The 20129-nt window shown below is 30.5% G+C and carries 14 protein-coding genes and 2 pseudogenes; 6 read left to right on the forward strand and 10 right to left on the reverse strand.

Going from position 1 to position 20129, the window contains the following annotated elements; all coding sequences use genetic code 11:
- Window positions 1-655 (reverse strand): annotated as a pseudogene (locus tag ACMUOV_RS04580) (hypothetical protein); the annotation flags it as partial.
- A gap of 152 nt (window positions 656-807) precedes the next feature.
- On the opposite strand from ACMUOV_RS04580, the gene alaS reads away from it, so the two are divergent.
- The 5 genes from alaS to ACMUOV_RS04605 are packed head-to-tail and all read left to right on the forward strand — an operon-like array spanning window position 808 to window position 7310.
- Window positions 808-3429: an alanine--tRNA ligase gene (alaS, locus tag ACMUOV_RS04585; RefSeq protein WP_413853933.1), complete on the forward strand. Its 2622-nt coding sequence runs from the start codon at window positions 808-810 to the stop codon at window positions 3427-3429.
- A 24-nt stretch (window positions 3430-3453) separates the two neighbouring features.
- Window positions 3454-5007 carry an NTP transferase domain-containing protein gene (locus tag ACMUOV_RS04590; protein ID WP_413853934.1) on the forward strand — a complete coding sequence of 518 codons (1554 nt, stop codon included), beginning with the start codon at window positions 3454-3456 and terminating at the stop codon, window positions 5005-5007.
- On the forward strand, window positions 4994-5371 hold the full coding sequence (locus ACMUOV_RS04595; protein ID WP_413853935.1) for a hypothetical protein: 378 nt from the start codon (window positions 4994-4996) through the stop codon (window positions 5369-5371). Before ACMUOV_RS04590 ends, ACMUOV_RS04595 begins: the two co-directional genes overlap by 14 nt.
- Window positions 5368-6333 carry a hypothetical protein gene (locus ACMUOV_RS04600; protein WP_413853936.1) on the forward strand — a complete coding sequence of 322 codons (966 nt, stop codon included), beginning with the start codon at window positions 5368-5370 and terminating at the stop codon, window positions 6331-6333. The genes ACMUOV_RS04595 and ACMUOV_RS04600 overlap by 4 nt, the downstream gene beginning before the upstream one ends.
- On the forward strand, window positions 6330-7310 hold the full coding sequence (locus ACMUOV_RS04605; protein WP_413853937.1) for a glycosyltransferase family 2 protein: 981 nt from the start codon (window positions 6330-6332) through the stop codon (window positions 7308-7310). Before ACMUOV_RS04600 ends, ACMUOV_RS04605 begins: the two co-directional genes overlap by 4 nt.
- Window positions 7311-7366: 56 nt before the next feature.
- Here the strand turns inward: ACMUOV_RS04605 and mnmG are convergent, their stop codons facing one another.
- The 4 genes and pseudogenes from mnmG to ACMUOV_RS04625 all read right to left on the reverse strand — a co-directional run bounded on the left by mnmG (window position 7367) and on the right by ACMUOV_RS04625 (window position 14071).
- On the reverse strand, window positions 7367-9190 hold the full coding sequence (gene mnmG / locus ACMUOV_RS04610) for a tRNA uridine-5-carboxymethylaminomethyl(34) synthesis enzyme MnmG (protein WP_413853938.1): 1824 nt from the start codon (window positions 9188-9190) through the stop codon (window positions 7367-7369).
- Window positions 9150-11561 (reverse strand): homocysteine S-methyltransferase family protein, encoded by a 2412-nt coding sequence (locus ACMUOV_RS04615; RefSeq protein WP_413853939.1) that lies wholly within the window; start codon window positions 11559-11561, stop codon window positions 9150-9152. The genes mnmG and ACMUOV_RS04615 overlap by 41 nt, the downstream gene beginning before the upstream one ends.
- Window positions 11562-11564: 3 nt before the next feature.
- A pseudogene (gene pyk, locus ACMUOV_RS04620) lies at window positions 11565-12587 on the reverse strand (pyruvate kinase).
- A gap of 113 nt (window positions 12588-12700) precedes the next feature.
- Window positions 12701-14071, reverse strand: a complete 1371-nt coding sequence (locus tag ACMUOV_RS04625; RefSeq protein WP_413853940.1) for a TrpB-like pyridoxal phosphate-dependent enzyme — start codon at window positions 14069-14071, stop codon at window positions 12701-12703.
- 229 nt (window positions 14072-14300) lie between these two features.
- Between ACMUOV_RS04625 and recG the strand changes: the two genes are divergently transcribed.
- Complete coding sequence (gene recG, locus ACMUOV_RS04630) at window positions 14301-16370, forward strand: ATP-dependent DNA helicase RecG (protein ID WP_413853941.1); 2070 nt, start codon at window positions 14301-14303, stop codon at window positions 16368-16370.
- Window positions 16371-16386: 16 nt separating this feature from the next.
- Here recG and ACMUOV_RS04635 read toward each other — a convergent pair whose 3' ends face one another.
- Genes ACMUOV_RS04635 through gcvT form a run of 5 tightly spaced genes read right to left on the reverse strand, consistent with a single transcriptional unit; the run spans window position 16387 to window position 20085 of the window.
- A complete protein-coding gene (locus tag ACMUOV_RS04635; RefSeq protein ID WP_413853942.1) occupies window positions 16387-17541 on the reverse strand; it encodes a hypothetical protein in 1155 nt (384 codons plus the stop codon).
- Window positions 17510-18124: a hypothetical protein gene (locus ACMUOV_RS04640; RefSeq protein ID WP_413853943.1), complete on the reverse strand. Its 615-nt coding sequence runs from the start codon at window positions 18122-18124 to the stop codon at window positions 17510-17512. The genes ACMUOV_RS04635 and ACMUOV_RS04640 overlap by 32 nt, the downstream gene beginning before the upstream one ends.
- Entirely contained in the window at window positions 18111-18287 is a 177-nt protein-coding gene (locus ACMUOV_RS04645; RefSeq protein WP_413853944.1) for a hypothetical protein, read from the reverse strand. The genes ACMUOV_RS04640 and ACMUOV_RS04645 overlap by 14 nt, the downstream gene beginning before the upstream one ends.
- Entirely contained in the window at window positions 18284-19012 is a 729-nt protein-coding gene (locus ACMUOV_RS04650) for a hypothetical protein (protein WP_413853945.1), read from the reverse strand. Before ACMUOV_RS04650 ends, ACMUOV_RS04645 begins: the two co-directional genes overlap by 4 nt.
- Entirely contained in the window at window positions 19012-20085 is a 1074-nt protein-coding gene (gene gcvT / locus ACMUOV_RS04655; protein WP_413853946.1) for a glycine cleavage system aminomethyltransferase GcvT, read from the reverse strand. The genes ACMUOV_RS04650 and gcvT overlap by 1 nt, the downstream gene beginning before the upstream one ends.
- Window positions 20086-20129 lie beyond the last annotated feature (44 nt).

Below are 20129 nucleotides of genomic sequence, written 5' to 3' on the forward strand. Positions count from 1 at the left end.
ACATATTTTCAAGTAATTTATAATCATCCATCAATGTTATGTACTTTATTGATTTTTTATTATTCAATATACGAAAAAACTCGTTTTTTCTCATTTCGCAAACCGACAACTTAATTTTAGCTGCATTTTTCTTAATTTGAGAAAGTGTATTTTTGGAAATACTAAAATTCAATTCGCTTGCAAATCTAAATGCTCTTAACATTCTTATAGGGTCAGTTATTAAAGAATTTTTTGAAGAAAGATTTATTATTTTATTTTTTAAATCCTTGTATCCGCCGGAAACATCTATTAAATTTTTCCTTATATTACCGAACCCGTTTATATCAACGGCCAAAGAATTTATTGTAAAATCTCTATTAATTAAATCCTGTTGAATTGTTTTTCCGGTCATCAATGAAACATCAATATATTTCAATACGGGATTATTTATTAATGCAACTCTGTAATTTTTATTTTTCAAATCCAATACTATATATTTACCTTTTAATATCAAAGCAAGTTTTTTTGCAAATATGTCGGCATTTTTCGACACCGTTATATCCAAATCATCGGATTGTTTTTTTAATAAATAATTTCTTATATATCCGCCTACAACAAATACTTCACTTTCCGTTTCTTCCGCAATTTTTTTAATAATTTCTATAATTTCTTTCATTTTAAAATCCTTTTACTAATGTCCGACTAATATTTTTTATAAAGCGAAAAATATAATAAACAATTAAAATTTACAAATTGAAATTTTGCCGTATATTTTACAATATTTTTAAATTTGCTAAAAGAGCCGTTTTTTGATAAAATTTCTACATTATGAATAAACAATCATCAAATATCAGAAAAACTTTTTTAAACTTTTTTAATGAAAAAGGTTGCAAAATTATTCAGTCGGATTCACTTGTTCCTTCGGGTGACAAAAGTTTGTTATTTACTTCAGCGGGAATGGTTCAATTTAAAAAACATTTTTTAGGGCAAAGCAAAGATACTTTTACACGGGCAACTTCTTCCCAAAAATGTTTCAGAACATCAGATATAGACCAGGTAGGTGTAACCAACAGACATTTAACTTTTTTTGAAATGTTAGGTAATTTTTCATTCGGAGATTACTTTAAACGGGAAGCAATTGAATGGGCATGGGACTTTCTTACAAATTATATGGAACTTCCCAAAGACAAATTATATGTAACAATATATAAAGATGATGATGAAGCAGGTAAAATGTGGGCAAAAATAGTTCCGGAATCGAAAATAATAAAAATGGGAGATGAAACAAATTTTTGGACTATGGGACCTACCGGTCCTTGCGGACCGTGTTCGGAAATATTAATAGACTTAGGCGAAGATATGGGTTGCCATAAACCTACATGCGGACCGTGGTGCGACTGTAACAGATACCTTGAAATTTGGAATCTTGTTTTTACACAATTTGACAGACAGGAAGACGGTTCTTTAAAACCGCTCGGAAGAAAAAATATAGATACGGGTATGGGGCTTGAAAGAATAGTTGCCGCAGCCAACGGTAAAAACAATGTTTTTGATACGGATTTATTTTTACCTTTAATGAACAATGCAGCAGACATTTTAAAAGTTTCTTTTGAAAATAATATTCCAAAACTCAGAATGATTGCAGACCATGCAAGGGCAATAACATTTTTAATTTCCGACGGTATTCATCCTTCCAATGAAGGAAGAGGATATGTTTTAAGAAGAATTTTAAGAAGAGCGGTCCGTCAGGGAAAAGTTTTCGGAATGAATGAACCCTTTTTATATAAACTTGTAGATACCGTTCATTCCATAATGAAACCGGCATATCCGGAACTTACCGCACGGCTTGAAAACATAAAATCAATGACAAAAGTAGAAGAAGAAAAGTTTCTTGAGACATTAAATACCGGTACGGAACTTTTAAACGGGTTAATTTCGCAATACAAATCAAAAAACGGATCTGTAATAAAAGGAACGGATGTTTTTAAATTATACGATACTTACGGATTTCCTTGCGAATTGACAAAAGAAATTGCAGCAGAACAGGGTTTAACAATTGACGAAAAAGGTTTTGAAGCCGAAAAAAAATCCGCTCAGGAAAAATCGAGGTCGGCATGGTCCGGTTCCGGTGAACAGGATATAACTTTTTATTCCGTTGTTCATAAACAATTCGGTGATACAAAATTTGAGGGATATGTTCAAAATTCATCAAACGTAAAAGTGCTTGCATTAATTAAAGGCGGAAAAATTGTCGATACTCTTTCGGAAAAAGATAAAGGTGAAATTGTTTTATCAAATACTCCGTTTTATGCGGAATCCGGCGGACAGGTTGCCGATACCGGAACAATGTTTAACGAGAACACAAACATAGATGTTACCGATGTTGTAAAACCTATCGGAAGTTTATTTATTCATAAAGTTACAATAGTTAGAGGAACACTAAATACGGGCGACGTTTTAACTGCATCAATAAATACACAAAACAGAAAACAAACAGCAAGGCATCATACAGCAACACATTTACTGCAAAAAACTTTAAGAACCATACTCGGTAATCATGTTGCACAGGCAGGATCTTTGGTTTGTCCGGAAAATTTAAGATTTGACTTCAATCATTTCAAAGCTTTAACAAAAGAAGAACTTAAAAACATAGAAAAACAAGTGAATGAAGTTATAAGACAAAATTTACCTGTTTTGATTACGGAGATGCCCATAGAACAAGCAAGAAAACAAGGTGCTATGGCATTATTCGGTGAAAAATACGGAGATGTCGTTAGAACGGTAAAAGTTATGGAAGACGAAACTAAATATTTTTCAATGGAATTATGCGGCGGCACACATATAAACAGAACCGGTGATATAGGTATGTTTAAAATTGTTTCCGAAAGCTCCGTGGGTAGCGGAATAAGAAGAATTGAAGCGGTTTGCGGAACGGCTTGTGAAGAATATATTAATGTCATCGAAAAAAATATTGATACTATTTCATCCGAATTAAAAGTATCAAAAACTTCATTGGTAACCGCTGTAAAAAAATTACTTACCTCAATAAAAAATTATGAAAACGAAATTTCTTCGTTAAAAGATAAAATTATGTCAGATAAAATAGACGACTATTTAAAAACGGCAAAAATTGTAAACGGTATAAATATTATTTCACTTGTGCTTGAAAATATTGATATTAAATCTTTAAGACAAATTTCAGACCAAATAAGAGTTAAAATGCCGTCATCAATAATTGCAATTGCTTCAAAATTTACTGATAAAGTTTCGTTTGTTGTATCCGTAAGTAAAGATTTAACGGAAAAAGGTTACAATTCAGGCAAAATTGCAAAAAAAATTGCGGCAGAACTTGAAGGTTCCGGCGGCGGCAAACCCGAGTTTGCACAAGGCGGCGGCAAAAAACCGGATAATTTAAAAAATATTTTTGATAATTTTGAAAAAATTTTATAAATTAAAAAATGAAGTATCATTAACATGAAAAACATTATAATTCAAGCAGGCGGAAAAGGTTCAAGATTGGAATTATTAACAAAAAACAGACCTAAATGTTTAGTTCCTGTTGACAATTTACCAATGATATTTCATTTATTCAAAAAATATCCTGATGCTCAATTTACAATAATTGCAGACTATAAAAAAGAAATCTTAAAAAAATATCTTAAAACTTTTGCAGTTGTTAAATATAATTTTATAGAAACGAATAATATAGGAACTTGTTCCGGAATAAAACAAGCACTGAAATTTATTCCGAATAAAGAACCTTTTATGCTAATATGGTGTGATTTAATATTAAGCAATAAAACAACTATTACTGCAGATAAAAAAAACAATTACATAGGTATTTCAAAAAAATTTGAATGCAGATGGTCTTATAAAAACAATAAGTTTGTAAAAGTTTCATCAAAGCAAAACGGTGTAGCCGGATTATTCTTATTTAAAAATAAAAGTTTTATAGAAGATGTTCCAATTGAAGGAGAATTTGTTCAATATTTATCGAATAAAAATATAAGATTTAAAACTTTTGATTTATATGGAGTAAAAGAAATAGGAACAATTCTTTCATATTTTCAAAATGAATTAAACAAACCTAAAACCAGACCTTTTAATAAAATAGAATTTTTCAAAAACAGAGTGATAAAAACTTCTGTAGATAAACAGGGTGAAAAATTGGCATTAGATGAAATTGCTTGGTATAAAAAAATTTGTAAATTTAATTTTAAAGATATACCTCAAATTTATAATTTTTTACCGCTTACTATGGAAAAGATTCAAGGTGAAAATATTTATTTTTATTCTTTTCTAACACACAGTTACAAAAAAGCTATTTTGGAAAAAATAATCAACGCTATTAACAATTTACATAATATACAATACAATTCGATTGTATTCACAAAACAACAGATAAAAAAAGACTGCTACAAAGTTTATGTAGAAAAAACATTTGAAAGATTATCCAAAATACAAAATTTAGTTCCTTTTGCAAAGGATGAATATATAACAATAAACAATATAAAATGCAAAAATATATTTTATATTAAAGATAGTATTATAAAAAATATAAAACAATATTTTCCAAAGCAATTTAATTTTATACATGGCGATTGTACTTTTTCAAATATTATTTTAAAAACCGAAGGAGTAGAACCAATTTTGATTGATCCAAGAGGATATTTCGGATCAACTAAATTTTACGGTGATAAAGATTATGATTGGGCAAAATTATATTATTCAATAGTCGGTGATTATGATCAATTTAACAGAAAAAATTTTTCTCTTAATATAGGCAGCAAATCTATAGAATTGGCAATAATGTCAAATAATTGGAAAGATTGTGAAAATTATTTTTTCAATTTAATTTCTCAAACAGACAATTCAAATATAGAAGAAAAAAGAAAAAAAATAAAGTTATTGCATGCATTAATTTGGTTATCGTTGACTACTTATACTTGGGAAGATTATGATTCGATCTGTGGTGCATTTTACAATGGTTTATTATACCTTCGGGATTATCTAAATGAAACAAAATAAATTAGTCTTTTCTTCTCTTGCTAAAACTTGGATATTTGATATTGATGGAACAATTGTTATACACAACGGTTATAAAAGAGGGCAAGATATTTTATTACCTGGCGTAAAACAGCTTTTTAAAAAAATAAAAAAAGAAGATATGATTATTTTCATAACATCAAGAGATATTTCTTTTAAAAAAAATTTAGAAAACTTTTTAAATAAAAACAAAATAAGATACAGTCATATAATTTATAATGCTCCTATGGGCGAAAGAATTTTAATAAATGATAAAAAAACGTCCGGATTAAAAACAGCATTTGCAATAAATAAAAACAGAAATGAAAAATTGCAAATCAATTTTTCAATATCAAAATCATTATGAAATTAATAAATATTTTTAGAATAGAAAGCTGGAAAAAAAGGTTATCTTTCCCGTTTGAATATTTAAAAGTAAAGAATTTAATAAACAGGTATTATAAAAATTATTTTATTATAGCACCTGCTTCTAACTTAGGAGAAACTGTTATTACTGTTTCATTGATGAATGAATTTTATAAAAAATACCATGGGCAAAATCTTTTGTTAGTAAATAATAGGATGTATGAAATTGCTAAACTATTTAAGGGTGTTGATGAAGTATTGCCAATCTATGCCTACTATGCCATTAAAAAACAAGATATTAAATCTATTAGTAAAGGTAACATTTTTCCAATATTTGAGAAATATTTAGATTCAAATTTTTCCCCCGAGAACATGGTTGATAGTCACCGATACCTTTTGGGTTTACCAAAAGATATTCAACCGACAAAAATAAAATTAGATAATAATTTAATTTTAAATATTAGAAATAAATATAATATAAAACCTAACACTGTTTTATTATCTCCTGAAGCAAATTCTTTAAATTATAAAATATTATCTCCATCTTTTTGGAAAAAATTGGCAAATATATTAACAGAAAAAGGATATAATATATTAATAAATACAAAAGATAAAAATTCTTATAAAGAATATAATCTTATATTTGATTCAATATTAAATACTTGCGCAATAGCAGAAAACTGCAAGTGTGTTATTGGTTTTCGTTCAGGTCTTATGGATATTTTTGCCTTATCGGTTTCAAAAAAAATGTTCATTATTTATCCTTCCGATAACTATCAAATATATTTATTTATGTCAAACAAAGAAATAAAAACTTATAATAATTTGAGCTGTTCACAATGGATATTACATTATAGTTCATTAAAAACAATGTTCAATAACTATAATATAACTGAAACAATGTTTACAGGTAATGAACAATTGTTAATAAAAGAAACATTTGATTTTATAAAAAAAACATGAAACAAAATCCTTTATTATCAATATGTATTCCAACTTATAACCGCTCAAAATACTTAATAGAAACGATTAATTCTATTATAAAAAGTGACGGATTTAACGAACAAGATATTGAAATTGTTATTTCCGATAATTGTTCAACCGATGATACTTCTGAAATTATAAAAGAACTAACCGACAAGTATAAAAATATTCATTACTTTAAAAGAAAACAACCTACTGATTTTGCCGATAGAAATTTTATAGAAGCATTATCTTTAGGTACGGGTGAATTTTTAAAATTAAACAATGACATAGTTGGTTTTAATAATGGAACATTAAAAATAATATTAGATAAAATAAAAGAAAATTTAGAAACAAAAACTCCTATATTTTTTCAAACTTTAATACATAATCAAATATCTAAAAATATATCTAAATTATTTAGATTAAATGAATCTTTAAAAGAATTTTATTTTAATGATATAAACGATTTCATTAATACCATATCAACAGCTACTACTTGGATTGCAAATTTTGGTTGTTGGAGACAGCATTTTGAAGAAATAAAAAATAAAGATAGATTTTTATATAACCAATTTATGCAAGTAGACTGGACATTATCAATATTACTTACCCATAAAAAAGCAAAAGTTTATATTAAAAACTTCTATAATCCTTTTAAAATAAAAAAAGAAGGAAAAGTTGATGCTTTTAATGTTCATGGTCAAAAATTTTTGCAAATATATCAATATTATCTCAATAAAGGTTTGATATCAAAAAAAAGTTATGAAAACGAAAAAAGAAAAGTTTTAATAAAAGTATTGATTCCAATGTTGGCACTAAATTTAACTTCTAAAAAACATTTTTTTCAAATAAACGGATTGTTTGATTTTTTGAAGGATTACAAGACAAAATTGTATATGTATTTTTCAATATTGATTGAACTTCCTCTTTGCATAATTTTTTTATTATTAAAAAAATTTATAAATATTTCATAAATTAAAAATTTATCATTTTACTGTTTTTCAATAAAGATATTACATACAATATAACTTTATATCAATATTTTTTCAATTTTCTTATATCTCTCAATAGCTATATTTAAAAATACTATATCACTCGGTTTTATACCGGGAATTCTGTTTGCCTGTCCCAAAGTTAACGGCTGAACTTTTATTAATTTTTCTTTTGTTTCCGAAGATAACGTAGAAACAGAATTATAATCAAAATCTTTCGGAATTTGTTTATTCCCATATTTGGCTATTTTTTTTGCCGTCTGTTGTTGTATATGAATATAACCTTCATATTTTTTTGTTATTTCAAGTTCTTCTTTTATTTTTTCACGTGTCCAAGGTACAAGTTCTTCGTCCGTAGGAATTTCAATATTTTTTTCTTCATATAAATCAACTAATGTTTGCCTATACAATGTAAATTTTTTATACATAGCGTCCGAAATTAACCCTATTTGATGAGCCAATTCAAGAAGTCTTAAATCGGCATTATCCGTTCTTATGCTTAACCTGTTTTCTGCTCTTGATGTAAACATTCTGTAAGGTTCATCAACACCTTTAGTTACCAAATCATCTATAAGAATACCTATATATGCTTCCTGTCTGTTAAGTATAAGAGGTTGTTTTTGAAATATTTTCAAAGCGGCATTTATTCCTGCAATTATTCCCTGACCGGCAGCTTCCTCATAACCGGTTGTTCCGTTAATTTGTCCCGCAAGATAAAGATTTTCTATATTTTTTGTTTCAAGTGTATGTTTTATTTGTGTCGGCTGAATATAATCATATTCAATTGCATAACCGTATCTTATTATTTTAACATTTTCCAAACCTTCAATTGAATGCAATAATCGTTCCTGAACGTTTTCCCCTAAACCCGTAAACAAACCGTTTATATAAATTTCATTTGTACTTAAACTTTCGGGTTCCAAAAATAATTGATGTCTTGTTCTTTCGGGAAACCTGACTATTTTATCTTCTATTGAAGGACAATATCTCGGTCCGTGAGCATTTGCAAGCCCGTTATATAAAGAAGATTCTTTTATATTTTCTTTTATTATTTTATGTGTTGTTTCGTTGGAATACACTAAATGACACGAAACTTGCTTTTTTGTTTGTTGCCACAATTTTATGTTTGTAAAATGAGAAAAAGGTATAGGAGGATTATCTCCGGGTTGTTCAACCATTTTAGTATAATCCACGGTATTTCCGTTAATTCTCGGCGGAGTACATGTTGTAAATCTTGATATTTCAAGCCCACAATCCTGTTTTAAAGATTCAGACAAATCAGTTGAAGAAGTTTCACTAAATCTTCCACCGTTAAAAACGGTTTTCCCTATAAAAATTTTTCCGTTTAAAAATGTACCTGTAGTAATTATAACCGCTTGCGCCCGTATTGTTTCGTCCAAATTAGTTACAACACCCGTAACCTTACCGTTTTTTATTATAAGCTTTATAACCGTAGCTTGTAAAAGATCCAAATTTTTTTGCGATATTACGGAATTTTGCATAAATGTAGAATATAATTTTTTATCACACTGTGCTCGCGGAGACCAAACTGCAGGACCTCTTGATTTATTAAGCATTTTAAATTGGATACCTGCCATATCGGTTATCCAACCCATTTCACCGCCTAAGGCATCTATTTCTCTGACGATTTGTCCTTTTGCTATACCTCCTATTGCGGGATTGCACGGCATATTTGCTATTAAATCTATATTTTGTGTAATTAATAAGGTTTTTAACCCGAGTCTTGCAGGCGCAAGTGCAGCTTCACATCCTGCATTTCCCGCACCTATAACAATTACATTATATTCTTTCATAATATTTTTACCGTCCGTTATCAAAAAATTGTTTTGCAATTTTTGCACAGTTTATGGCATCCTGTGCATATCCGTCAGCATTTATGCTATCCGCAAAACTTTTTGTAACCGGAGCTCCGCCGACAATAATTTTTGTTTTTAAATTCATTTTTTGTTTTAACTTAATAACTTTTTCCATTTCTGTCATTGTAGTTGTCATAAGAGCGGAAAGTCCGATAATATCCGCATTATATTCCATTGCTTTATCAATTATTGTTTGCTCGTCGACATTTTTGCCCAAATCGTAAACTTCAAATCCGAAACTTTCAAGAACGGCACATACTATATTCTTACCTATATCGTGAACATCGCCTTTAACCGTAGCCATAACAACTTTACCTGCAACGGAATTTTTTTCCTTTTTTAATTTCGGTTTTAAATAAGCAAATGCTTTTTGTGCCGTTTCGGCAGACATTATAACCTGCGGTAAAAAATACTCTTTTGAATTGAACTTTTCACCGACAATATTTAATGCTTTTAAAATCAAATCATTTGATATTGTTAACGGAGTTACATTTTGTTTTAAAAGTTCGTCGGTAAAATCAACAATATAATCTTTATCACCGTTTAAAATTGCATTGAAAAGCTTTTCTTCCGTTGAAAGTTCTTTTATATTTTTAACCTGTTGTTTTTGAAATGCGGAATATTTTTTAACATATTCTTTTGCATTGGCATCTTTGTTATTTAACAAATTTCGTGCATATTCATCATCAATGGTCCAATCAAGCCCCGGATTACATATTGCAATATCAAGCCCTGCTTCTTGTGCCATTTTAAAAAATGTGGAGTTTAAAATCTGCCTTGCAGGTAATCCGAAAGAAATATTTGATACACCGAGAAGTATTTTGTTTTCCGGATAAAGCTGTTTTGACTTTGTAACGGCTTTTAACGTTTCTTGTGCCTGTTCCGGTGAGGAACTTGCAGACAATGTTAAATAATCAAAAATTATTTCATTTTTATTTATATTATATTTATTCGCAAATTTTAGAATTTTTTCGGCAATTTGAAGTCTTTCTTGCGCTGTCTTGGGAATACCTTTTTCGTCAACCGTCAATGCAATTACACTTGCACCGTATCTTTTTACTATAGGCAAAATCAATTTAAGTTTTTCTTCTTCGCCGTTTACGGAATTTATCAGCGGCTTACCCGCACAATGTTTGCAAGCGGCTTCTATTGCTTTATATGAACTTGAATCTATTGACAAAGGCAGCTGAACAATTTCCTGTATTTCATTGACTGCGGTTATAAGTAAATTTGTTTCATCACCGCCGGGAAGCCCCATATTTACATCAAGTATATCTGCTCCGTTTTTGCTTTGATTTCTTGCTTCGGACTTAACTAATGCAAAAATATTTTTAGACAGTTCTTCCTGAAAATTTTTTCTACCCGTCGGGTTTATCCTTTCCCCTATTTTTACCGGTTTTTTTAATAAATTCAAATTTATTGCTTTTGTTCTTGAAGATAATAAATGATGAGAAACTTTTTTCCTTTCAACAGGTTTTTTATTTTTTAAATTTTCGGATAATAATTTTATGTATTGAGGATTTGTTCCGCAACAACCGCCGAACATATTTATACCGTATTGATATGCTTTAAGGCAAACTTCAACAAATTCTTCCGGTGTTCCGGGATATACCGTTTTTCTGTTTATAAATTGAGGCATTCCGGCATTAGGTTTGAACGATATCGGCAAGTTTGTATTTTCGGATAATGTTTTTGCAAATTTTAAAAGTTGTGAAGGTCCGACTGAACAATTCATTCCGAGTGCCGTAACATCAAGACTTTCCGCCATAGCAACAAAACTTAAAATGTCGGTTCCGGTAACCGTAGTTCCTTCCTCGGTAAAAGACATTTGAACAATAATCGGTCCGTCATAAACATCACGGGCAGCAAGCACTGCCGCTTTAAGTTCCTTAATTTCGGTCATTGTTTCTATAACAATCAAATCAACGGCACTGTCTCTTAAAATTTCCGCCTGCTGTTTAAAAGCATCATAAGCCAAGTCAAAAGAAACGGAACCTAACGGCTGAATATAAGAACCTACCGAAGAAATATCACCTGCAACAAAAGCACCTGTTCTTTTTGCTTCCTGCTTTGCAAGTAAAACACCTGCATTTATAATATCTTCTATTTTATCTTCAAGGTTATATTGTGAAAGTTTTATTTTGTTTGCACCGAAAGTATTTGAAAAAATAATATCCGAGCCGGCATCAATATATGAAGCATAAATCTGCTTTATTCTTTCCGGAAATTTTATATTAAGTTCTTCCGGAGTTGACACATCATTAACAAAACCGAACTTTTGAAGTTCGGTTCCGGTAGCACCATCAAGTATTAAAACTTTTTGTTTTAAAAGATTTATAAAATCTTGTTTTTTCATTGTTTACAGACGATAACTGTTTTTTTCGGTAAATTTTATTATGTTACCCATCATTGCAACGGCTTTATCCGGATATTTACCTACCGCAGTTTCGGCAGACAACATAACAAAATTACTTCCGTCAATTATTGCATTTGCAACATCACTTACTTCCGCTCTTGTAGGTGTAGGTGATTCCACCATACTTTCAAGCATTTGAGTTGCCGTAATTACGAATTTATCTCATGACCTGCATTTTTTTATCAAATATTTTTGAACAATGGGAACCGTCCATAAAGGTATTGATATTCCAAGGTCGCCCCTTGCAACCATAACACCGTCACATGCTTCTATAATTGAAATAATATTTTCAATACCCTCTCTGTCTTCTATTTTTGCAACCAATTTACAGTTAGGATGTTTTTGCTGCACGGTTTTTTGTAAAGCAACCATATCTGCCTTATTTCTTACAAAAGAATTTGCAATGTAATCAAGTTTATGTTTTATTGCAAATTCAATATGTTTCATATCATGTTCTTCAATTTCTGGAAAATGAAGTTTGGCATCCGGTATATTTACACCTTTATGTTCCTTCAATAAATAATCCATTTCAACTTCCGTAACTATAAAACTTTTTGAAACGGATTTAACAGTCAACTTTAAATTACCGTCATCAATAAATATTGCAAGCCCTTTCTTGAAATCGGTTATCGGACCGGAATAATCAATTGATACGGTATTGGAATTACCGATAATCGGTTCCAATGTTAAAGTTAATTTTTGTCCTTTTTTCAATGCAACCGGTTTTGAACCTTTTAGTTTTCCTACCCTTATTCTGTGGCCTTCCAAATCACCCAAAATTTTTACTTTTTTATTGTATTGTTTATTTAATTTTCTAACCAATGCAATATCTTTTTCGTATTGTTCAAATGTCCCGTGAGAAAAATTTAAACGAACAACCGTCATGCCGGAATCGGCCATACTTTTTAAAATTTTTATTGACCTTGTTGAAGGTCCCATTGTGCAAATAATACCTGTTTTAGACATATAAAAACACTCCGTAATTTTGGGTTATCGGTTTTTGGGTTATAAGGTTATAAGTTACTTTTTAGTTGCTACTTAACTCATAACCCTATAAACTTATAAATTTATAACCTCTGTTAAATGTTTACTTTTGGTAAATCTTTTAATGCTTTTTGAACTTCTTCTTCGGAATAGTCACAATCCTGTATTTGTCCCGATAAATATTGTTCGTAAGCAGTCAAATCAAAATGCCCGTGACCGGACAAATTGAATAATATAGTTTTAGCTTTTCCTTCTTCTTTTGCTTTTAATGCTTCATCAATTGCAACTTTTATTGCATGTGAAGATTCCGGTGCAGGAAGTATTCCTTCACACCTTGCAAAAGTTACCGCAGCTTCAAAAACTTCTCTTTGTTTAACAACTACCGATTCTGCAAGTTTTTCTTTAACAATTGCAGATACCAAAGGTGATGCTCCATGATACCTTAACCCGCCTGCATGTATTGCACTTGGCATAAATGTATGTCCCAAAGTATACATTTTAAATGCAGGTGTAAAACCTGATAAATCACCGTAATCGTAAGCATAAACACCTTTAGAAAGTTTAGGACATGCCGAAGGTTCGGCGGCTATTGCCCTTAAATTTTTATGTGTTCCGTTTATTTTATCCATTATAAAAGGAAATGCCATACCGGAAAAATTTGAACCGCCGCCCAAACATGCTATTACTATATCCGGATAATCTCCTGCTATTTCCATTTGTTTTTTTGCTTCCAATCCTATAACCGTTTGATGCATTGCAACATGGTTTAAAACACTGCCTAACGAATATTTTGCATTTTCATGAGTTATAACATCTTCAATGGCTTCCGATATCGCTATGCCTAATGAGCCGCTACAGTCAGGATCTTTTTCCAAAATTTTTCTTCCGGCTTCTGTTTGTGTTGAAGGGCTTGCATAAACATTTGCACCGTAAACCTGCATAAGCGATTTTCTGTAAGGTTTCTGTTGAAAAGAAACTTTTACCATATATACCACACATTCTATACCGAACATTTTACAAGCCATAGCAAGTGCGGACCCCCATTGACCTGCACCCGTTTCGGTTGCAATTCTTTTTGTACCTGCTTTTTTATTATAATATACTTGTGCTACGGCAGAATTTGATTTATGGCTTCCCGACGGGCTTACACCTTCATTTTTGAAATATATTTTTGCGGGAGTATCAAGAAATTTTTCAAGATTTGTTGCCCTTATTAAAGGTGAAGGTCTCCATATTTTATAAATATCCCTAACTTCTTCCGGAATGTCTATCCATCTTTCTCTGCTTACTTCCTGTTCAACGATTTCTTCCGGAAAAATTTGACACAAATCATCTTTGGTTGCAATTTTACCGGTTCTTGAATTAAACGCAGGTTCCAAAGGTGCAGGCAAATCCGCCTGAATGTTATACCATTGTTTCGGTATATCCTGCTCACTTAAAATTATTTTTTTATTTTTTAAAGACATAAATAAAACTCCTTTTTTGAATTTTTTAAAAGTGTTCCAATATTAAAAGCAAACTTAACACCATCGAAATTCAAAAAGGTTTTGAAAAAAGAATATTAAGAGATGATTACAAACACTTACCTTTATCATAAATATCTTTTTATTATATCTAAAATTTGCTGTTTTTGTCAATTTTTTACTAATATTTTTGTTCAAAGACAAAAATACAAAAATATTGTATAATTAGAAAATGAATTTATATGAAAACATACAATTTTTGAAAGGTATCGGTCCAAAAAGAGCGAAAGCACTTAATAAGTTAAATATTAAAAACATTGCGGATTTACTGACTTTTTTCCCGCGAGCCCATCAGGACAGAAATATTATTTTACCGATACTTTCTTCACAATTTTCCGGGCACAAATGTATTTTTGGCAAAATAACAAACGCTTACACAAAAAAATTATCAAAAAATTTAGCTGTATTTTGTATTGATGTATCGGATAATACCGGAACCGTTACCGGAGAATTTTTTAGAAAAATTTCACCATATTCAAAATATGATATTTTTGAAAATTTAAGAAATAATTTATCCGTTGGAAAATATGTTTATCTTTACGGTATCCAAAACGGAATTTTTAAATTCTCCGTTGAAGACTTTGAAATTATTGATAATCCGCAAATAAAACCTTTGTTTTTTAAAAGACTGCTGCCGGTATACAATTTAACTTCGGGAATAAATCAGAAATTTTTATTGAATTTAATGTTGCCTGTAGTAACGGAATTTGCAAAATATTATCCGGATATAGTTCCGCAAAACATAATGCCCGTATCGGAAGCAATTTACAAATTGCATTTTCCCAATAACAAACAAGAATATGAACTTGCAAGACAAACTTTTGCCTTACAGGAATTTTTTATATTACAACTTATGATTTTAATAGCTAAAAATAAAAACGGAACAAATTATAAAGCTCAAAAATATCAAATAAAAAAAACTCTGTTATCGGTATTCAAACAAAACTTAACTTTTGATTTTACAAAAGCACAAAAAAAAGCAATAAATGAAATTTTTAACGATATGTTAAGTTCCGAAGTTATGAACAGAATGTTAATGGGTGATGTAGGTTCCGGTAAAACGGTAGTTGCATTAAGCGCCATATTACTTGCTATAGAAAACGGATATCAGGCAGCAATAATTGCACCTACGGAAATTTTAGCCGAACAACATTTTTTAACTTTCGGTAATTTATTAAAAAATTTAAATATAAAAATAGATTTGGTTACATCCTCAATATTAAAAAAAATTAAACAAAAAGATGAAATTTTAAATTCAATAGCTACCGGGAAAACAAATATTATAATCGGAACTCATTCGGTTATGGAAGACAGAGTAAAATTTAAAAACATAAGTCTTGTAGTGATAGATGAACAACACAGGTTCGGTGTTATGCAAAAAGTTTCGGCACTTGCCAAAGGAGCCACACCTGATGTACTTATGATGACGGCAACTCCGATACCGAGAGGTTTGGCAATGACAATATACGGAGAGATAGATGTAAGTATTATAGACCAACTTCCGCCGGGAAGGATTCCGATAAAAACAACTTGTGTAACGGAGAATGAAGCATACAAAAAAGTTTCGGCAGAAATCAGCAAGAAAAACCAAGCATATATAGTTTATCCTTTAGTAGATGAATCCGATAAAACAGAATTAAAATCGGCTGTTACCGAAGCCGAAAACTTATCAAAAACCGTTTTTAAAAATTTTAAAGTAGGACTTTTACACGGTAAAATGAAACCGAAAGAAAAAAATGAGGTAATGACAAAATTTAAGAATAAAAATTTTGATATTTTAATATCAACAACCGTTATAGAAGTCGGTATAGACATTCCGGATGCAACCGTTATGGTAATAGAACACGCCGACAGATTCGGGCTTGCAACACTTCACCAACTTAGAGGAAGAGTAGGAAGAAGCAAAAAACAATCCTATTGTATGTTGGTATCTGATTCAAAAAGTAAAAAAGCAAAACAACGATTATCTGTTATGACACAAACAAACGACGGTTTTAAAATTGCCTCACATGATTTGGATATGAGAGGCCCCGGAGATTTTATCGGAACAAAACAACACGGCTTTCCGGAATTTAAAGCCGGTAATATTATAAAAGATTTAAAGCTGATAGAACTTGCCAAAGAAAAAGCAGCCGTTATAATACAACAAGATCCTGAATTAAAATCCGCAAATAATAATGAAATTAAAAATTTTATAAACAATAATCATTTAAACATATCAAAAATAATACAGGTAGGATAATCTTTATAAAAATATTTTATTTAATCGGAACCAAATGTGCATCCCAACCGCCGTTATAGGATTTTTTATATTGTCTTATCGGTGTTGTTTCATCGGTTAAACCATCGTAAATATTGTTGTAAGTTTGGTAAGCATAATATGCACCGCTTGCAACAAGTGCGGCGGCACCTGCGATACCAACTATTGGAATTTTTGCAACAAGTTCGGCAAAATCCCAAAAAACTTTTAATTGTTTTGCAACTATCGGCAACATTCCTACGGCTACTATCGGGTCGAGGCCTGTTTTTGTATTTTCGTTTTCGGGAAACATATAACCGTCAACATTGTATACGGCAGCTGCAGAATAAGCTGTTATAGGCGGCCACTTTATACCTATTAAATTTGCAAATAACGGATATCCTTTATTACTTTTTGCCGAAGGCAATTTTACTCCGTAAGCAATAAATTTTTGGTCATAAAAATTTTTATCCTGCACATACCAAGAATACTTATCTTTTGCATAAGGAACGGAATCCACAATATGATAATGTTTCGATTTTAAGTCGATACAATAATTTTTTGTTTCATAATAATTAATGCCCTTTGTATTTTTTTTAAGTCCCAATAAAACCGAAGGATCCGAAATATTTGGAATGTTAAAATTTTTCAAATCATTTACAAACCTTGAAGGAACAACAATAACAGAACAATCCTTTGCGGGAATATCTTTTAATATTTGTAAATATTTCATGTAATGTTCGGCTACTGCGGCATTTTGAATTGTTTGTATTGCATTGACTGCTTTTCTTAAATTTTGAACACCTGTTCTTGATGAAAAAGAATAATTTGATTTACCCAAACATTTATAATCACTAAAGATTCCGGGTATCATGGAACCTGCAATTTTATCCGTGGATAAAGACGGAAACATTACAACTTTAGGATTTGAAGCCGCAGATAAAATTGTTGCAAGCAAATAATTTGTTGCACCTAAAATATTTAAAGTTCTTGCTTGCAAAGTTGCAACAGATAATACCGTATTATCTACGGAATTTTGTAATATCATTCTATCTCTTATAAGTTTTGCAATATTTATCATCATCGCCCAACTTATAAGCAGTATCATCGTCAACACTATAAAGTAAGGAATAACCTGCCCTTTATTGTTTTTTATTTGAAAAACTTTTTGCATTTGGATATGCCTTATCATAATATTGTATATCCGGCGATTTTATCATTCTTGCCCGTGCAGACTGTTGTCTGAATAAATTTCCGCCGAACAGTTTATAAAACATCAATCTTGTTTTATAATTAACTTTTACATTATATTTTTTTATATTTGTTCCTGAATGGTCAATAATATTTTCACCTAAAATTGTTCCCTGCCAATTTGTAGTTTTTGTTTTTTCATCATCACTGTCTCGCCCGTCCTGTTCAATATCGGAAAATAATAAACCTGAAACAAGTCCCGATGCAACAAGTAATTTATTAACCGTTTTTTTTGAAAAATTTTGAATGTCTTTTTCTTTTGTAACAGTTACTGCTCTTGTTGCCGAAAAGCTTACTTCATTATATAACATATCGTTTACAACAAGTATACAAACTTGAATTAAACCGAACATCAAAGCGGTAACCAACATACAAACTATTAAACCTTCTATTAAAGTTTGCCCGGAACAAAATTGCTTCGCATTTTTTGAGGCATTGAAGTATGGAGGCACGGATGTATGTAGCAATGATAAAAACATTGATTTTTCTTTTTTAAAAAATGGCATTTAATATTTCCTTTGATAACGATAAAAATTCAAATTTATGTTTCCAGGAAAGTGCAAAAATTTTTAACATACCTAAACTTACACAAGTTACAAGAAGAACAAATAAAATAAACTCAACACTTGCTTGAGCTCTGCAATTTATAATTTTTTTTATTTTTTTCATTGTTCTATAATTTTTGGTGTTACAAAAATTAAAACATTTGTTTTATTTTCTCTTGTTGTTGTTTTTTTGAATAATGTTCCAAGCAGAGGAATGTCAGACAATAAAGGAACACCCGAGGTTTGTTTATCTTTATAATTTTCTATTAAGCCGGCAATAACTATTGTTTGTTGATTTTTTAAAACCACATTGGAATATGCCTGCCTTTTTGCAATATTCGGATAACCCTGCACGGCATTTGCCCAATCAAGCCTTGAAAGTTCCGCTTCTATTGTTATATCTATTTTTTTATCCGGTAAAATTTTAGGTAAAATTTCGGTTATAATACCGTATTCCTTCCATTCAACATTCCCGCCTGAAACGCCGGAAACGGCTATAGGAAATTCCCCTCCCACCAAAAACCTTGCTTTTGAACCGGACTTTGTAACAAGTTTAGGATTTGATAAAACTTGTGCGGAACCGTTTTCCTGCAATAATTTTAATGTTGCACTTAAAGGAGTGTAACGAACCCATTCGTTAAAATCTACTAAGGAAGGATAAATTGATTTTGCACCTTCGGCTTGGATAAACAATTCTCCTGCAGATATTTCATCAACCCATTTTATACCAAACTCTTTTGCTTTATTGTTGTTTATTTCTGTTACTTCTATTGATATTTCAACCAACTGTTCAGCATATAAAAAAGCCGAAAAAATAAACAACAAAAATAAAGCAAAAAGTTTTTTCATTACAATTTCGTCCTCTTATAAAAAGGTTTTTGAACTACTAAAACTTCCCTCAAATTATTATGAACTTTTACTTGTATTTTTGAATTGATATCGGTATTATAATCAACCAAAGCCATTGCTATTGCTTTTTTTAATGTAGGAGAAAAAGAACCGCTTGTAACATAACCTACTTTTTTATCATCACAATAAACTTCATCACCTGCACGTGCTATACCGTTTTTACAAATAATTGCAATTGATTTTTTCAAAGGTTTATCTTTAAATTTTTCTATTGCAGTTTTTCCGATAAAATTTTTATCCCAAAAAATTGTTTTTATAAAACCCGCATCTATGGGATTTATGTTTTCTGTAATTTCATGCCCGTGTAACGGCATACATGCTTCAAGCCGAAGTGTGTCCCTGCAACCTAATCCGCAAGGTGTTGCACCTGATTCAATCAACTTTGTCCAAATATATTCGGCACAACCGTTTGAAATTAAAATTTCAAAACCGTCTTCGCCGGTATAACCCGTTCTTGCAATTTTTGAAAAAGCTGTCTGCTGTCCTTTAAATTTAATATCTTTTGCCGTAAAATATTTCATTGAAGAAATATCTTCATCGGTAAGTTGTTTTATTATTTCAACGGCTTTAGGACCTTGTACTGCAATCATTGAAATTTCTTTACTGATATTTTTTATTTCGACATTATCAGTTTTATTATCGTTTAACCATTTAAAATCTTTATCCAAATTACCGGCATTTACTACCATCATATAATAGTCTTCAAATTTATAAACTATAATATCATCTTTTATACCGCCGTTTTCATTAAGCAACATAGAATATCTTGCCTTGTGCAAAGGTAAATTTGCCATATCAGAAATTGTAACATAATCTAAAAATTTACCGGCATTTGAACCTGAAATAATAAAAGTTCCCATATGCGATGTATCAAAAATCCCAACGGAATTTCTAACTGCATTATGTTCCTGAATAATGGAAGTGTACTGAACAGGCATATCCCAACCGCCGAATTCCGTAAATTTTGCATTTAATTTTTTATGCTGAGGGTATAAAAAGGTTTGTTTTAACATTTTGAAAGCTCCGAATTTATTATGTTTTATTATATATAATTTAA

Source organism: Candidatus Ruminimicrobium bovinum (genome assembly GCF_902760015.1).
GTDB classification, from domain to species: domain Bacteria; phylum Elusimicrobiota; class Endomicrobiia; order Endomicrobiales; family Endomicrobiaceae; genus Ruminimicrobium; species Ruminimicrobium bovinum.

Coding starts and splice junctions, on each gene's coding strand:
- ACMUOV_RS04635 (WP_413853942.1), bottom strand. CDS start 17,541: ATGCAAAAAGTTTTTCAAATAAAAAACAATAAAGGGCAGGTTATTCCT.
- ACMUOV_RS04605 (WP_413853937.1), top strand. CDS start 6,330: ATGAAACAAAATCCTTTATTATCAATATGTATTCCAACTTATAACCGC.
- recG (WP_413853941.1), top strand. CDS start 14,301: ATGAATTTATATGAAAACATACAATTTTTGAAAGGTATCGGTCCAAAA.
- ACMUOV_RS04595 (WP_413853935.1), top strand. CDS start 4,994: ATGAAACAAAATAAATTAGTCTTTTCTTCTCTTGCTAAAACTTGGATA.
- ACMUOV_RS04625 (WP_413853940.1), bottom strand. CDS start 14,071: ATGTCTTTAAAAAATAAAAAAATAATTTTAAGTGAGCAGGATATACCG.
- ACMUOV_RS04615 (WP_413853939.1), bottom strand. CDS start 11,561: ATGAAAAAACAAGATTTTATAAATCTTTTAAAACAAAAAGTTTTAATA.
- ACMUOV_RS04590 (WP_413853934.1), top strand. CDS start 3,454: ATGAAAAACATTATAATTCAAGCAGGCGGAAAAGGTTCAAGATTGGAA.
- gcvT (WP_413853946.1), bottom strand. CDS start 20,085: ATGTTAAAACAAACCTTTTTATACCCTCAGCATAAAAAATTAAATGCA.
- ACMUOV_RS04600 (WP_413853936.1), top strand. CDS start 5,368: ATGAAATTAATAAATATTTTTAGAATAGAAAGCTGGAAAAAAAGGTTA.
- ACMUOV_RS04640 (WP_413853943.1), bottom strand. CDS start 18,124: ATGCCATTTTTTAAAAAAGAAAAATCAATGTTTTTATCATTGCTACAT.
- alaS (WP_413853933.1), top strand. CDS start 808: ATGAATAAACAATCATCAAATATCAGAAAAACTTTTTTAAACTTTTTT.
- ACMUOV_RS04650 (WP_413853945.1), bottom strand. CDS start 19,012: ATGAAAAAACTTTTTGCTTTATTTTTGTTGTTTATTTTTTCGGCTTTT.
- ACMUOV_RS04645 (WP_413853944.1), bottom strand. CDS start 18,287: ATGAAAAAAATAAAAAAAATTATAAATTGCAGAGCTCAAGCAAGTGTT.